This is a genomic window from Vibrio sp. 10N.247.310.98, from assembly GCF_041467395.1.
Taxonomy (GTDB): Bacteria; Pseudomonadota; Gammaproteobacteria; order Enterobacterales; family Vibrionaceae; genus Vibrio; species Vibrio crassostreae_C.
Window position 1 is genome coordinate 16,969 of sequence record NZ_JBFSUL010000058.1, and the last position, 15,797, is coordinate 32,765.

15 protein-coding genes are annotated in these 15,797 nt (G+C 44.9%); 3 read left to right on the forward strand and 12 right to left on the reverse strand.

Features of this window, described 5'->3' with window-relative positions; all coding sequences use genetic code 11:
• Positions 1-118: 118 nt before the first annotated feature.
• On the reverse strand, positions 119-1,744 hold the full coding sequence (gene gntH / locus AB6E78_RS18640; RefSeq protein WP_372134069.1) for a guanitoxin biosynthesis MBL fold metallo-hydrolase GntH: 1,626 nt from the start codon (positions 1,742-1,744) through the stop codon (positions 119-121).
• Between the two features lie 193 nt (positions 1,745-1,937).
• On the opposite strand from gntH, the gene AB6E78_RS18645 reads away from it, so the two are divergent.
• The 3 genes from AB6E78_RS18645 (at position 1,938) to AB6E78_RS18655 (ending at position 3,888) form a co-directional block, all read left to right on the forward strand.
• Positions 1,938-2,777, forward strand: coding sequence for a LysR family transcriptional regulator (locus AB6E78_RS18645; RefSeq protein WP_372134070.1), 840 nt, complete (start codon positions 1,938-1,940; stop codon positions 2,775-2,777).
• 98 nt (positions 2,778-2,875) lie between these two features.
• Complete coding sequence (locus AB6E78_RS18650; protein ID WP_102393881.1) at positions 2,876-3,595, forward strand: hypothetical protein; 720 nt, start codon at positions 2,876-2,878, stop codon at positions 3,593-3,595.
• A 59-nt stretch (positions 3,596-3,654) separates the two neighbouring features.
• Positions 3,655-3,888, forward strand: a complete 234-nt coding sequence (locus AB6E78_RS18655) for a hypothetical protein (RefSeq protein WP_102393880.1) — start codon at positions 3,655-3,657, stop codon at positions 3,886-3,888.
• A gap of 224 nt (positions 3,889-4,112) precedes the next feature.
• Here AB6E78_RS18655 and AB6E78_RS18660 read toward each other — a convergent pair whose 3' ends face one another.
• The 11 genes from AB6E78_RS18660 to AB6E78_RS18710 all read right to left on the reverse strand — a co-directional run bounded on the left by AB6E78_RS18660 (position 4,113) and on the right by AB6E78_RS18710 (position 15,315).
• Positions 4,113-5,543 carry a lytic polysaccharide monooxygenase gene (locus AB6E78_RS18660; protein ID WP_372134076.1) on the reverse strand — a complete coding sequence of 477 codons (1,431 nt, stop codon included), beginning with the start codon at positions 5,541-5,543 and terminating at the stop codon, positions 4,113-4,115.
• A 487-nt stretch (positions 5,544-6,030) separates the two neighbouring features.
• Positions 6,031-6,390, reverse strand: coding sequence for a DUF6559 family protein (locus AB6E78_RS18665; protein WP_102320089.1), 360 nt, complete (start codon positions 6,388-6,390; stop codon positions 6,031-6,033).
• 29 nt (positions 6,391-6,419) lie between these two features.
• The gene (btuD, locus tag AB6E78_RS18670) at positions 6,420-7,178 is read right to left on the reverse strand and encodes a vitamin B12 ABC transporter ATP-binding protein BtuD (protein ID WP_372134071.1); all 759 of its coding nucleotides are present in this window, start codon (positions 7,176-7,178) and stop codon (positions 6,420-6,422) included.
• A complete protein-coding gene (gene btuC / locus AB6E78_RS18675; RefSeq protein ID WP_372134072.1) occupies positions 7,165-8,160 on the reverse strand; it encodes a vitamin B12 ABC transporter permease BtuC in 996 nt (331 codons plus the stop codon). The genes btuD and btuC overlap by 14 nt, the downstream gene beginning before the upstream one ends.
• A gap of 133 nt (positions 8,161-8,293) precedes the next feature.
• A complete protein-coding gene (locus AB6E78_RS18680) occupies positions 8,294-9,322 on the reverse strand; it encodes a succinylglutamate desuccinylase (protein WP_017059157.1) in 1,029 nt (342 codons plus the stop codon).
• Positions 9,323-9,600: 278 nt separating this feature from the next.
• Positions 9,601-11,397 (reverse strand): M3 family oligoendopeptidase, encoded by a 1,797-nt coding sequence (locus tag AB6E78_RS18685; RefSeq protein WP_372134073.1) that lies wholly within the window; start codon positions 11,395-11,397, stop codon positions 9,601-9,603.
• Between the two features lie 139 nt (positions 11,398-11,536).
• Positions 11,537-12,154 (reverse strand): alpha-ribazole phosphatase family protein, encoded by a 618-nt coding sequence (gene cobC, locus AB6E78_RS18690; RefSeq protein WP_017059155.1) that lies wholly within the window; start codon positions 12,152-12,154, stop codon positions 11,537-11,539.
• Positions 12,155-12,163: 9 nt separating this feature from the next.
• Positions 12,164-12,784: a bifunctional adenosylcobinamide kinase/adenosylcobinamide-phosphate guanylyltransferase gene (gene cobU, locus AB6E78_RS18695; protein WP_017059154.1), complete on the reverse strand. Its 621-nt coding sequence runs from the start codon at positions 12,782-12,784 to the stop codon at positions 12,164-12,166.
• 9 nt (positions 12,785-12,793) lie between these two features.
• Positions 12,794-13,600: an adenosylcobinamide-GDP ribazoletransferase gene (locus tag AB6E78_RS18700; RefSeq protein WP_017066160.1), complete on the reverse strand. Its 807-nt coding sequence runs from the start codon at positions 13,598-13,600 to the stop codon at positions 12,794-12,796.
• On the reverse strand, positions 13,600-14,646 hold the full coding sequence (gene cobT / locus AB6E78_RS18705) for a nicotinate-nucleotide--dimethylbenzimidazole phosphoribosyltransferase (RefSeq protein ID WP_372134074.1): 1,047 nt from the start codon (positions 14,644-14,646) through the stop codon (positions 13,600-13,602). The genes AB6E78_RS18700 and cobT overlap by 1 nt, the downstream gene beginning before the upstream one ends.
• Before the next feature lie 57 nt (positions 14,647-14,703).
• Positions 14,704-15,315 (reverse strand): flavin reductase family protein, encoded by a 612-nt coding sequence (locus AB6E78_RS18710; RefSeq protein WP_372134075.1) that lies wholly within the window; start codon positions 15,313-15,315, stop codon positions 14,704-14,706.
• Positions 15,316-15,797 lie beyond the last annotated feature (482 nt).

Consider the following 15,797-nt stretch of genomic DNA (forward strand, 5'->3'; position numbering starts at 1 on the left):
CCAGATATTCTAAGCAAAGATGTTGTAAGCAATAGTTTTTATGATTGAGTAAGAGAATGGGTTTATTTACCTAACTTTTTAGGATGTGAGGGCAATATCAGCCCTCACTGCAAATACCCTATTTGTTATCGGTTCCTGCTCCTTCACCAGGCTCAGTTGGACGACTTACCGACTTGCGCTCAAGGTTGTGGTGAGCACGCACTCTATCCATGTATTCTTGCTTGGTGTTCATACCTTGCTTCATTGCTTCTGGTACTTGTTCAGCTGGGATCACGATGTCACGGTCGACTGGCCACTCAGTTAACAGCTCTGGATGGTAGCCTTCTGGGTAGTACAGTTTAGGATCTAACTCTAAATCACGAATCTCTTGTTCTTGTATGTCTTCACGGCTATTTTTCGGTAATGGAATTCTAAAATCAGACCCATCTGCCATATCAAATTGTGGCGCTCGCGCATTCGGGAAATCAGGTAAAATACCTTCACGAACCCACGCATTATCTTTGGTCATGTTAACGACAATGCCATCTGGCGCACCGAAGTGGTAAGGCCCTTGCCAATGGTGGCGAACCTCTGCAACGGTTTCCTCATTGAGATATGGGTCGAATGTCATGTGCGTTGTCATGAACAAGCGCGGTTGTACTTCATTGGCCACATAACCCGCCGCGTACGCTGGCGTATGGTGAGTATCAACGGTGTAACGAGCTAAGAATGGCGGCACACCTTGAATAATCGAAGACACACCAAACGTTTCGGTTTGCAGTTCAGTAACGAACAAGTCTGCACCTTTTGCGTATTTCAAATCCAACTCCGTTGGGCGACCGTCTCCTGTCCAAACAAATGAAAGCACTCGACCGTCATCTTGAGTCCAATTTAAGCGGTAACCAGACGCGCCATCTTTTGCGTGACTGCGTCGCCAGTGAATCACTTCCACATTGTCTTGGTCATAGATAACTCCACCGTCGTCGCGGAAATCAAACTCGTGAACCACAATGTCGTTGCCTGATGGGAACACATCAAATGCATCGGTGTGCCAGTTCAACATTTGTTGCATGCCTTCAATCATATGACGAGTGCCATATTCTGGAGTCGCACCACTCGGGCCATAAATGTTAAGCGGCTTTTCCCAGCGACCATTCCAACCACCAAATTGATACAGATAAGGTAATGAGCCGTAATGATCTACGTGCAAGTGAGTAATGAAAATATGGTCGAGTTCATTCATCGCGACACCCGCCGCTACGTAGTTCGCAATTGATCCTTCACCTAAATCAAAGACAAAGTTAGAGCCGTTACCCAGTTCTACGTATATCGAGGTGTTTGCCTGCCCCGGGCGAATCATTGGTGATGTTCCCATGAACGTGACACGCATTTCATCCGGTTGAACTTCTTCAGTGCGTGGGAACCAGTTGGCGCCCGACACCATGTGATCGCCATAAGGTGCAATGCCCTCAAACATCAGGCCTTCTTTCCAACCTGAATTGGTTTCTTTGCGATAGTCACCATTGTTTACACCGCCCATTAACACAGAAAGCACTTCTTCTTCTGAAGAGTACAAGTTCCCCTTAGGTTGAGTGCTCAGATACTCTTCAAGAGTTTCACCCTCGTGATATTCAAATTTCTCGAGTTTTTGAATATCAGAGTTAGTCTGCTTGGTGTTGTATTGCATCATTGGGTCAGCAGCAAAAGCGGTTGTCGTGATGATCATTGCTGTAGAGATGATTGATAATTTTGCGAAAGTTCTCATAGTTTCACCTATCGGTCTGAGTATTTAGTAAATGAATGAAGTTCCTTCCTCACTCCGATGCAAACAAGTTTATTAATAAACAGAACCTTGATATATAGTGTAAACTTTACTTAAAACCTCCATTTCATTTATGAGTTAATAACGACTCCACCATGATTTGGATGAGTGGCAATAAGAATAGAGGGAACTGAATTTGGACCTTAATCTACTGACGACATTTTTGGCCGTTTACAAACACAGCTCTATCACCGTGGCATCAGAGCAGCTCGATATTTCTCAACCCGCGGTAAGCGCGGCGATTAAGAGACTCGAAGGTGTCGTGGGCAAGGCTTTATTTGTGAGAGAAGGACGAGGTATCGCGCCCACTGGAGCAGCGGTATCACTCGCTAATAAGATAGAAGACCCATTGAACATCATTGGAACTGTTGAGCAGCAAAAGAATGACCTTAAAGTCTATTGCACAGAGAGCTTGCTTCATTTCGTTAGCCAGGTTGAAGGCGTAAGCTTTACGGAAGCGCCACTCGAAGAGGAAGAACTGTTTGATGCGCTTACTGCACAAAAAGTAGATATCGTCATTGATGTACTTTCGAGTAAGAAACACTCATTGATTGAAGAAACCATCGTCGATGAGGAGCCCGTGTGTCTGACTCGAATCAACCACCCTCGAATTGGTGAGACACTAAGTAAAGAAGAGTATTTCCAAGAGGAACATATTGCGCTCAAGATCAAACGCGCCAACATGAACACGGTCGAGTTTTTATCAGAGAGCGATATCGAGCCGAGAAAAGTCAGAATTGAAACCAGCTCAATTTCAAGCATGCTGATTTTGGCAAGCACGACAGATTATATCGCCGCTTCTACTCGCTCTTTTGCAGAAATGCTTGCACCAGCGCTTGGCTTACGCGTTCACCCTATCCCCATCAAATTAAGACCGATCACGTTTCGAATACTCTATCACCGCCGCTACGCTAAAGACGAACAGCACATCAAAACCCGTGAAGCAATCAAATCAGCATTAAGGAAACATAAATGAAACTGAGGTTTTAACTAAAGTTAACCCTATTAATATAAATTCAGTTTAATCACATACTCTCTAGCAAGTTAATTCAATAGAACGACACTGGAGAATCCATGAAAAAACTTAACCTTATTGCTCTACCACTTACGTTACTCAGCAGCGCAGCGTTTGCGACTTCGACTCAAGTTTACATCGAACAAAACGTTGCCTCTAATGCTGCTGATAACGGTGTCTACACCACAGAAGCTGGCGCATTAATCGATACCTCAGAAAATGGACAAGTCTATATAGGTTTTGATGACCAGGGTTGGCTAGCCGCGGGTTACGGACACGACTTTCACATCAGCGAATCCTTCACGTTCAACCTATACGGTGAACTCGGTAAATGGGACAACGGTGAAGAGTTATTAATCGAAGGTATTATCGATTATCAAGTGAACGACAACTTCAATGTATTCGGTGGATTGGGATATAACCAGTCAGGGCAAGTACTCGAGAATGTAAGCGACACCACGATCAACACCAATAAGTTCATCGCCGGTGCGGGGTACTCACTCGCAGGCTGGGATTTAGCTTATCAATACACTCACGAAAACAGTGATGGATCCAATGGCGGGTTTACCCACAACGATGACAACGTAATCTTTCATCAAGGCGACTACCGTACCAATGAGCACGAAGTCGTTCTCTCTAAAAGCATCGACGACTGGACACCCTACGTGAAATACACCTACTTCAATACCAACGAAGGTGACCTTTACTTGAACGGCCAATCGATGGGCCCGATCGACAACGACAATATCATTACGCTTGGTTTGTCTTACGACTTCTAAACATCTCAGATTCAATTCTCATAGGCAGATGGATTTGCCCACCTTTCGAGGGCACTACTATGAAAATGACTCCTCAACGCAACAAAGCCATTAATATCGCTGCAGCGATCAGTATCGTTTTGTTTTCTGCGATTCCCACCTACGTAAGTGCTGATCACTTAGACCCCCATTATCTAGAGCCGAGTCATCTAGAAACCAGCTATCTAGACTCCTCCTCCGTCGAATTTATGACACCAGATTTTGATCAGGGGTATCTTAACGATGAGATTAAAGAAAACCTTATTCTGAAATAATTCGTCAACACATTACAAAACGTTATATAGCTCTTGTTTTCTATATAACTCTCATCTTCTTATAGAGCCGTGCTGAGTGATTAAGACTCCGTTCCTGAATCACTTTTTCTAGGCTGATGACATTCAAAACCGCAAATGCAGAGACTAAAAAAGACACCACACTCGTCAAAAAGTGTGGTGTCTTGGTTATTATTGCAAGGCTAATTAACTAACAATAGTTAAGATTAGTTGGCTGGACGCCAAACGCCCCATTTGTCATTTTCGTAAGTCGCTTTAGGGTTAGTGCCACCTTGAACCCACCATTGTGCTTTCCATGACTGGTTCGAGTAAGTCACGACTTCGCCACCAAGGTAAGTCGCTGATGAGTCCCACGTACCTGGATCTGGCGTAGGGTCTGGGTCTGGTGTCACGCCACCGTCATCGGCAATTACTTCAAAAGTGAAGGTTTCAACACTGTCGCTTTCAATCGAGCTAGCCATAAACGATAAAGTTTCGTTTGCAGTGATGCCAGTGGTATCAACTACGATAGAAGCCGTGCCGTTATTTTGGATGCTTACTGAAGAACCTTGAGTTTGAGTCAATGTCGCGGCTTCGCTTGTTGCAATTACAACTTTGTCGCCAGCATTCACTACGTTGTCACTCTTCACTAGCTCGTAGATGTCGCCTTTTAATGGTTCAACACCACCGTCGCCACCATCAATCAGCGTTAACTGACCAGAAGCACGGCTATCTTTTGAGTTAAAGAAGTTACGTGAAGGATCGTTTTGGAAGTACATGTAGTGCTGCATTTCAGCGTGCCAATCACCAATGAAGATCGCGCCATCTTTAAACTCTTCGTGCCAGCCGTTAATCTCTGAAGCCAACAAGCGAGCCCAATCGTTAACGTTTGAAGCGTCGATAACGATGTCGAAGCTACGCGCGACTTCACCGTACTTGTTGATGATGTCGTACTTAACCGTATCACCAATTTCTGGCGTACCAAACTGGTCAGAAACAAACAGGTCGCCACGGACTAGATCAGGTTGAGGTGTAGGCTCTGGTGGAGGGGTTGTGCCACCCGCGATAGTGATGTCTGAACAGTTGTAGAAGCCTTCGCCCGCAGCATCATCACGTTGCCAACGAACGAATAGAATCGCATCGCCAGAACGGTCTGAAGGAATAGTGACATTAATGCGGTACTTGCCGCCATTAACCGGAACGTTACCCTCTTCTTGGATAAGATCTAAGTCTCCCCACGCTAGGCCTTTGCTTAGGTCCGCGTTTGGTTTCGTTAGGTAGAACTCCCAGAAAGAAGGGTTGTGTGGCGCTGTCGCATTGAATACATATTCAAACGTACCAGTATTTAGCTCGGTACGAGTCCAACCAGTATGAGGCGCACCCATGCCGCGTTTTTGCGAATCGTTGGCATAACATAACGTGCCGTCAGGAATCGCCGCTTTTACAGCATTGATATTATTGAAATCTTGGACATTTTTCGCGTACTCGTTACGTTGAACAAACGGGTATGAACCCGAAATGTCTTTTGCTTGAGCACACGCAGCATTAGGTGGTGTACCCGACCAAATCCCGCCTTGCTCGTAACACGTGTTCTGACGCGCGCTTGGAAACTCAGACCAACCATGAGCATTTGCCACTGACGGCACACTCGATAGCATAGCCATCCCCACTGCTATTTTTAGAATATTATTATTTATTGTTGTCACTTTCCCACTCTCTATTATTTTACCCTAAACACAAAACCAATTGGTTACTAACCAACCAGCACTGTAATTCGAAGGTTTATAGTTTCCGACTTAAAGAACAACGAAAAATATATACGTCAATTTTATCAATAACAGCGGGTTTTATATTAATAGGAATCAGCATCACACAACTCAAACAAATGCGTTGTAGATAGATGATATTGGTTCGAATTATCAATTTTTACCGACAAAAATTACGCATTCCCTAAGAAAATAGATCGCTAGGAAGGTATTTTTTCATTGAATTAATTGGAGTGAAACGCTCGCATAAATAATGATATTGAGTGCTTTTTATCATCATTATTATTACGTTGTTGAGACTGCTGTAAAGTCGCTAAGCTATTGAGCGTATAAGTTTATAAATGGATAAATCATTAAACGTTAATTTGAACGAGCTAAACTAATAGCGGCTATTCATGCCAAATCGATTCGACATATCATCGTCCATACGACCGCCCTTCCAACCGCCACCGCCCAACAAATTAAGTACATCACGCGCGTTATATTCCTCACCACCGAAGAAGTCATTAGACACATTATTACGCAGCAATTGAATGGCTGGAGCAATTTCAGCAGCAAGGTCTTGTGGATCAGCAAACAATGCTAAGGCAACCAGTTGTTGGCGCTTACTTAATTCACATGAACTCGTTTCTACTTGCCCAATAGAGAAAAAGTCACTGCTTCCGTACGCTTTCACCAACTTTGCAGAAAGTGATTTGATTACTTTCTTGATTCGTCGTCGTTGAATATATCTAAACATATAGATTGCCTTGTATTGATGAGCTTAAGTTAACCAAACAGCAGATAAGTTTGATTGTCGACCGAGATGCTTTTTACTTGCGTGTTAAATACGGATTCTAGCTGTTCAGGCACAAGCACTTGCTCTGCACTGCCAGATGCTTGTAGTACGCCCTTTTCGAGCAGCAGTACTTGGTCGGCATGCCTCAAGGTTCGGTTCAGGTCGTGGTTAGCCATAATAACCGCAATGCCCTTCTCAGCCACTCGTTCGATAAGCTTATACAGCAACGCTTCTTGAGCAATATCCAACGGCGCTGCAGGTTCGTCTAGGATCAGCAGCTTTGCGTAAGGATTGAGCGTCGGCCAAATTTGCAGGCACATTCCCGCCAAACGAACGCGTTGCCATTCACCACCAGACAGTGTCTGAATTGAACGATGAAGTTTGTCTGTGATGTCCAATATCTGGCTTATCTCTTCCAAAGCCGTGTTGATTTCAGTATCAAGGCCATGTGATGAACTTGGCAGTGACAATGCAAGATATTGGAACACTTCTAAGTTGAAGGCTGGCCTTGCGCTTTGGCACAAGTAAGCACGATGCAATGATAAATCTTGTAAAGACAGCTCCGACAAATCCTGCCCGTCGATCTTGATATCACCTTTGTAACCATCACCAATGCCAGATATCGATTCGAGTAAGGTACTTTTACCGCTGCCATTCGGGCCGATAACGTGAGTCACCTGCCCTTGCTTGAGCTCAAATGATAGTGGTAATAAACGAGCGCCAACGCTCAGGCTCTTAATTTGAATCATGATTTTTAATTAACATCCAAATGAAGATAGGCGCACCGATACTGGTGGTCATCACACCCAAAGGTAGCTCTGCGGAATCGAGTAATGTACGTGCGCAAATATCAGCAAACACCAACAACGCAGCGCCAGCAACAGCAGACAAAGGAAGAAGGTATCGATTATCGGTACCAATCGCTAAACGCAATAAGTGTGGCACAACCAAGCCAACAAAGCTGATCACGCCACCTAAGGCAACCGCACAGCCGACTAAAATAGACACAGCGAAAATTAGACGCCAGCGCAATCTCGGTACGTTTACGCCTAACTGTGCGGCATGCGTTTCGCCAATCATTAACTTATCTAGCTTACTACCTTGCAGGCACAGCCAAATAATCACGGGGATCATCACCAACGTGAGCGAGTGTTGATACCAAGTGACGCCACCTAAGCTGCCCATCAGCCAATACATCAATAAGCGTAGACTTAAGTCATCACTAAAATAGAACGCCCATGTCACCATCGCGCCAGAAAGAATGCCTAACGCGACACCCACTAGCAGTAATTTAGCCGTGGTGAGTCGCATCGTTTTTACCATGCTCACCAGTATCACGGTGAAACAGAGCGAGCCTAAAACGGCGGCAATCATGAACAGTTCTGGAGTCGGAGCAAACGGCAAGAAGAACAGCACGATAACCATCGCCAAACTCGCACCACCAGAAATGCCGAGCACACCGGGCTCTGCTAATACATTACCCAATAAGACTTGTAGGCTTGCGCCAGATACAGCTAACCCTGCCCCGATGGCAATAGCCGCCAATAATCGAGGTAAGCGTAAATCAACCAGTAGTTTTTGTTCTAACGTGGACAAGGTGCCCAGAGGGGAAATGAAAAGATCGCCAACCATTAGGTAAATCGCACTCAGCGTGACAAGCAGTGCTGCCATCAGATAAATGGCTCGGGTCCATTTGCGCTGTTTTTGGTGAAGAAGTTGTTGGAAATCCATATCAAGCTACTTTGAAATTGTTCGCGTAACCTTACCTGTATCCCTAAATAAACTCAAGGCTCACACCGTAATGTGAACCTTGATATTTCAACCAGTTGAGCGGTTGTTTTCGTCGTTTAAACCCGAGTCGATATTAATCGTACACAAGCTGACCATGGTCGAATCGCGTTTCAACTTCACACACCATTAAGGCTGCTCGTTGACCGATAGCCACGTTACGATTTGGGAATACCACCGCTTCGTTTTCATTCTTAGCCATTAACGGTTTATCACCATCATGACCGAATACTTCACCGTGCTTGAACGCGGTAAAGTTCTCTACAGAATCTGAGAACATGAAATCGAAGTCATCATGTAAACGAACAATGGTTCTGCTCACGCGATAAGTGATGGTTCGCTTAGGTAAATGCTCTGGCTCAACTTCAGCAATCAAGTTACGCATCGCCAAGTCAAAAGCCGTTAGCTTATCAAGTTGGTTCTCACCAATTCTCGCGACCTGCCCTAGTTCCATTGTCAGTGCTTGCGCTTCGAAGTTTTCAGCACTGTACCAACTGAATGTACTGGTTGGCGCATTTGACAACAACACTGCTTCCACGTGCGCACTGTTAATGAAATCAAACAGCTCTTTACTGCGTACTTCGTGGCGAACTTTAGGGCTCACTGCAAACGAGTAATGCTTAGATAAACGGATTGCACAGTGCAAATCTAGATGCCAACGAGTGGCAGGTTCCGTTTCTTTGTAAAACTCAGTCACCAAGAACTTCAAGTTCTTCGCGATATCCACTTCTCGATTGCTCTCGTACTGCTTTTCATCAAACAGACGATTCATGTTCACATCAAGAAAACGAGTATGCGCGTTAGTGGCTTCTGGGTGAGCTATGATAAACAAGCATCTCGCGTTTACTACTTGGAAACCTGTTTCAATATCCTCAATGAGCTTATCGATCAGCTCCATTGGTGAAGTTTCGTCGCCATGAACACCGGTTGAAAAAATGATGTTCTTGGTTTCAGAATTAAAATCCGCGGGAATCACTTCCAAGACACCGCGTTGATGAAGCTTAATTTGAACACCGTTACTCAGTACGGTCTGTCCTGCAAACACTTCTTGCTCAAGATCTAGGCTGTCAAAAAGAAATGATTGGCGAAAGAGGGTCTTCGTCATGCGCTACTCCTTAATTGCACGGCCGTATGTTAATAAATTGTACATAGAAATTGTGTTGCTAGGATCGCACTTATCAACAGAAACTCCGTTATCACTCACAAATACTACCCATATATTTTTATATTACCTGCTGACTTTACTAACCGACATCTGTTCCAAATAACTTTCTCTATTTAAAGAGACTTTTGGTTGTTTCGGCTTATCTCAGGTTATGCCAGCAAGATAAGAGCCACGTAAGCTAACACAGCTCTTACCTGCTATGAACAGATTGAGATCAATTAATCTTCCTGATCGAGCAATCTTTCAAATTCATCGATTTGAACTTTGACCATGTCGATGCTTTGTTGCCAAAAATCAGCTTGAGTCAGGTCCATTCCTAAGTGCTTTTGAACGACTTCTTCCGCCATCATGCTGCCCGTATCACGAAGCAACGAAACGTAATCGCCGTAGAATTGCTCACCTTTCGCATCGCGCTGAGCGTAAACACCTTTACTGAACAGGTAACCGAACAAGTATGGGTAGTTGTAGAAGCTTACTTGAGAGATGCTGAAATGCAGTTTGCTCGCCCAGAAGTAAGGGTCAGCTTCTGTCATTGCATCGCCATACCACTCTTTCCAAGTCGTTTCCATCAAGTCACACAGCTGCTGAGCCGTTAGCTCGCCTTTTTCACGCTGCTCGTAGAAGGCTTTTTCAAACTCAAAACGAACGGGAATGTTCACCATTAATGACAAAGAAGAAGAAAGCTCTTCCCACAGCATTTCAAGTTTCTCATTACGTGTTTGTGCTTGTTTTAACAAATGGTCTCGAACGATATTTTCAGCAAAGATCGAAGCGGTTTCTGCTAGCGTCATTGGGTAGCGTGTTTGACACAACGGCATGTCTTTCATCACCCAGTTGTGGAACGCGTGGCCTAACTCGTGTGCCAATGTCATTAAATCTGAGCGGCTACCGCTCCATGTCATGAACACAAGCGGAGTGCGTGTAGCAGCAAACTTGGTGCAGTAAGCGCCTAAACGTTTGTTGGCTGCTGGTGCGGCATCAATCCAACCATTATCAACCATCAAAGCGACAAAATCAGCCATCTCTGGATTTACTTCAGCGAACGCAGTTTTGATCACGTCGATCGCCTCATCAAATGGGTAAACCTTAGATTCAGCGTCACCCAGCGGCGGCATCGCAGCTAAGTGATTCCAAGGCTTCATTTCATCTAGCCCGTGAACTCTTGCCATTAACAAACCTGCTTTCTGACCAACAGTTCGATTAGCTTTCGCTACCGACATCATGGTGTCTAGCGTTTCTGGCACAATGCGGCTGCCGTGTAGGCTTGGATCTAGGAAATGCACATCGCTAATCTTCGAACGCTTTTTGTTTTCAGTCAGTCGCCAACCCGCCAATGCATTTAGAATCGAAGCAAAAGACTCTTGGTGCGTTTTCATCGCACCTTGAACCGCGCGCCATGCTGGTTCTTGTTTGTCGAATTCGCTGCCGTACAACAGGCTCGCGGCTTGTGAAAAGCCTAGCGCTTCCTCTTCACCGTCCAGCTTTAGCGACAGTTTTAAAGATCCGGTTAGGTTATCGTATAAACGACCCCATCCGTCACGACCATCAACCTTCATCGCTGCCAATAACTGCTCTTCAGCAACACTGAGTCGGCTGCTTGATAACTTACGAGAGCTTTCAATCGCAAAGCGCTGCCCTGCTACGTCCGCACTATCATGCTCTAATACTGCATCAATAAATTCTGGTTCTGCGTGAATTAGCGTATCTTCGTAAGGGCTGAACGCTTGAGACATTTCAGAGTTCAGCTTCGCTACACGACCAAGCAATGCTTTCGCTTCTGTGTGTGTCGCGTCGACCGATGCGTGGCAATTAGCGAAGGTGTTGATTGTACTCAGTAACGTGCCTGCCGCTTCTGAAGTCTGAATCGCGTTTTGCATCGCTAGAATGATATGACGCTTTTCAACGTGTAGGTTCAACAGCTCAATGCACTGCTGAATGAGTTCAATGTCCTGTTCGATTTTTGCATCATTAAGATCGCTATAAGCAATGCTTAGATCCCAACTTGGTGTTGTCATGACTAAGTTCCTTTCACGTAGGTAGTAATACCAATCAGGTATAGCGGCTGTGAACGCCGCTTTATACTTCTATTTATATTTCTGTTTCTATTTACAGATCTAAAAGATTGTTAATTCTTAAACTGTGTTTTTTCAACACTCAGAGAACAGGTATCCCTATCGATTTAACGCTGATAAAGCTCTGCGCAAACTGAGTGATTTGAATATGCGTTATCGATGCGTTTTCTATCGATAACTTCGAGTACAAACTCGGGTTTTTCCAATCAATATTAAGGCAGTGCGCTAGCAGTATGCGAATCACACCACCATGAGTAACCAACAATATGTTGTCACTTGAATCATTCAAAAGTTGCGACCAAGCTTGAGTTACTCTGTCGTGGAAGCTCTGTAAACTTTCTGCGCCAGTTAATTGATGATTAGCAGGGTCTTTCCAAAAGGTTTCTAACATTCCCCACTTGTCTTCAAGTTCATCAAATGGGACACCATCTACTTCACCGAAGTTCATTTCCTGAAAACCCGATGCAACTGATAAAGGCACAGACATACGCTCTGCAAACAAGCTCGCGAGATCACCACATCGTCTTAGTGGAGAGCTAACCACGCTATCAAAGGTAATGTCTTGTGTAGTTAGTGCCTCACATATCTGTTCTTGAAGATCAGAGTTGACCAGCACATCAGATAAACCATTGAGCGCAGCTTTTCCTTCGACTTTGCCATGTCTTAACAAATAGATGTTTTTGGTTGTTCCATTGACCATGTGTGCGACCTAGCCTTGAATATCAAGCAAGTGATTAGATGGTTTTAAGTGCAGCGGCAATCCGGCAGCAACCAGCGTGACGCGCTCAACGACGCGAGCTAGCGCTTGGTTCATTCGTCCTGCATTGTCCACAAACAAGCGAGACACTTTACCCAGCGGCACCACACCTAAACCGACTTCGTTAGAGACCATGATAATTTGCGCCGGACTTTGCTCGACGCTTTTGACCAATACTTCAACCACGGCTTCAACCTGTTCATTAGTTGCGTCATCACCCAGTTCAAAGATGATGTTGTTCAACCACAAGGTTAGGCAATCAATCAATACCACATCTTCTTTCTCAAAAGACTGCAGTTTTTCGGCTAATTCGACGGGTACTTCATGCTCAATCCACTGCTCGCCACGACGTTGTTGATGGTGCGCGATTCGTTCTCGCATTTCATCATCAAGATATGTCGCTGTCGCAATATAATTGAGGCGTCCATTTGAACATGCTTCAAGCGCACATAATGCTTGTTGCTCTGCAAAACTAGACTTACCAGAACGAGCCCCGCCCAATACCAAATGGCTGTTTCGCTGACTTGCTTGATTAATTTGATTAGCTTGAATAGTTTCATTCGTGTTGGTCATAGGAAGCCGTTATAGAAAGCCATTGTAAAATGCAGTAATGAATACAAGGTAAGTCAGCAACTCCATTAACTGTTGAGCCGCACCCAAGCAGTCCCCAGTAAAGCCGCCAATTCGAGCCGTTAACCACGTTTTAAAACCTGTTCTGAACAGATAGGCGACGACAGATAAAACCAAAGCGAATTCAAGACCAAACCACAGGCTAGGCAGCACGCCTACCAGCAACAAGAAGACAAGTTCGCCTTTGGTTTGCTTGTTGGCCAATGGTTTACTTTTACTGGTATCTAAATCACTGACATAAGGCATGTCGTAAATTAGCGATGCAGCAATCGCGCGGCTAAAGGTATAACTGGTCACGATTACCATAAACAGTCCCGTCATGCTTATGAGTTCATTCAACAGCACCCACTTGCCAAGCAGAGCCATAATCAGAGCAGACGCACCATAAGTACCTATTCGACTGTCTTTCATGATGGTCAAACGGCGTTCTAGGGTCATGCCGCCACCAATGCCATCGGCCATATCAGTCAAACCATCTTCATGGAATGCGCCAGTGAGCATCAGGCTAAAACTCATCATCAAAAAGATCGCTACTGCACTCGGCAGTACCACATCAAGTAGCAAGAACACACCGCCACACAGAACACCAAGCAACAAACCAACCGTTGAAAAGTAGCGACCAGAACGGTTCATTCGCTCTGTAGAATAGGGCGTGTTTTTCGGCATTGGCAAGCGAGAAAAGAAACCCATCGCCAGCGCAAAAAGCTCCCACTGATAAGTAACTCGATCTTTCAACGATCTTTCTGGTGCATCACTCATTAAACCGTGACTCCAGCACTTTCGAAGCTCGCCATGTTGTTATAGAACTCGGCTGCCGCACAAATGATTGGCATAGCTAGCGCAGCACCTGTGCCCTCGCCTAATCTCAATCCAAGATCGAGCAGTGGCTCAGCGTCGAGCAGCTCTAACAGAATTTTGTGTCCTGACTCTTCAGAGCGATGGGCGAAGATCATATAGTCTCGGCAACTCGGTTCAATTAAAGTCGCGACATACGCCGCAACCGACACGATAAAGCCATCGACTAATACTGGGGTTTTGTTTTGGTAAGCGCCAAGGAAAGCACCGACCATTTGAACGATTTCATAGCCACCGACTTGTGCGAGTACCTCTTTAATATCTTTAACTTCATTCGCATCTAAACCTTTGCAACGCGCGACACCTTGCTCAACCACAGCCACTTTACGTGCAAGCTGTTCATTGTTGATGCCAGTGCCTAGGCCAACACACTCCGCTGCAGCACGATTCGCTAATGCACTTAAGATCGCTGATGCGCTGCTGGTATTTCCGATACCCATTTCACCAAACATGATGATATTGGTGCCATTCGAAATGGTTTTAGATACAAGATCTGTACCCAGTTCAATCCCACGTTCAACCGTTTCTAAACTCATTGCCGCTTCATTGGCAAAGTTATTGGTTCGCGTACCCAAACGCTGAGAGATCAACATGTCACTGTCTGATTCCACAGGCAACAATATCCCCGTGTCGACTACCGTGATATCGATATTATTCACCGCACAGAAGCAATTGATCGCCGCGCCATCGCTTAAGAAGTTCAACACCATCTGTTGTGTTACCGCGCTTGGAGCAATACTCACGCCTTCGTCAGCAATGCCATGGTCGCCAGCAAAAATAATGATACTTGGCTTATTCAATTCGATGTGTTCAACCGCAGCTTCTTTGCCTTGGCTCTGAATCAAAGCCAGTTGATGTGCGACTTTTTCTAGTAAGCCAAGTGCGCCAAGTGGCTTGGTTTTTTGGTCAATTCGGTGTTGGATGTACTGCGAGTATTGGGTATCTAACATAGTTTTTAAAAACGCTTATTCTGGGTACGTTGATATAGGGCTGCTACTTAGGTATTGCTACTTAGGGCGTGCGACAGAAAACACATTGGAAAGCGTGGCGTATTCACCGCCACCCAATCGAGATAAAGGATCAAGTGCTAACGCGTCGATCTTAAGACGCTCACTGTCTTTGTCGATCACGTCTTCGGAAATGTACACGGTTTCGACTTGAGCAAAGATAAGGCTTTGTAGCACTTCTCCAACCTCTTTTACTTCGTACAAGGTGCATCCAAAAGCGACCGCGCACTCTTTCAATCTCGGTAAAGAGAAGCCTTCAAATTCAACCAGATCAATGTTATTCGCGGTGACTTCCGAATCACCATGTTCAAGGGTAGCTGCTGTCGCCGTCATGGTTTCGGCAGAACTTGAAGAAGCAATGTGAATCACTAGCTTACCCGTTTCTAGGGCATTACGAGTGGTATCTTTGATTTCGCCGGACGGCTTCTTCCCAACCGATAACATCAGTAACGGCGGATTACTAGAAACAGGCGTGAAATAAGAGAAAGGCGCGAGGTTGTACTCTTGGTCAGAAGATTCCGTCAATGCCCACGCAATCGGGCGAGGAACAACGGTTTGTGTCATCAGGTGATAAATCTGAGTGGGAGCAAGAGTATCAAGCTTGAGGTTCATAGCACGTCCTTGGTCTATGTGAATTACGACTCAGTTTACGTGTTAAGCAAGGCTGTATCTATGGCTATGTGGCAGAAACCGCAGAGAGTGTTCTTAATTTAAACAGATCACACTGGTTTTTTCTCAGATTGACAGTCAAATTGACGAACCCTAAAACACAAATAATACTGATAATAGATTTATCAATAACTTACATTTTGGCATCGTTTATGCCTTATCTAAATTACTTATTAATCTCTCCATTGATAAGTACCCATACAGTGAATGCCCACAACACTGACGCTACACGAAGAAAGACAATCGATTGAAAGACAAAACAGAACAACGATTTAGGAGGTGTAATGATTCCAAATTCAAGTAAAAGAAAACCAAATAAATCAAGTAAGAAAGCTAGCAAAAAGGTAAGGAAAATCCCACTGTCCTTTACCTAGGGCGTGTTGATCTTTGCTGTACATTTCGCGTTCAACAATACATCGGTAGCC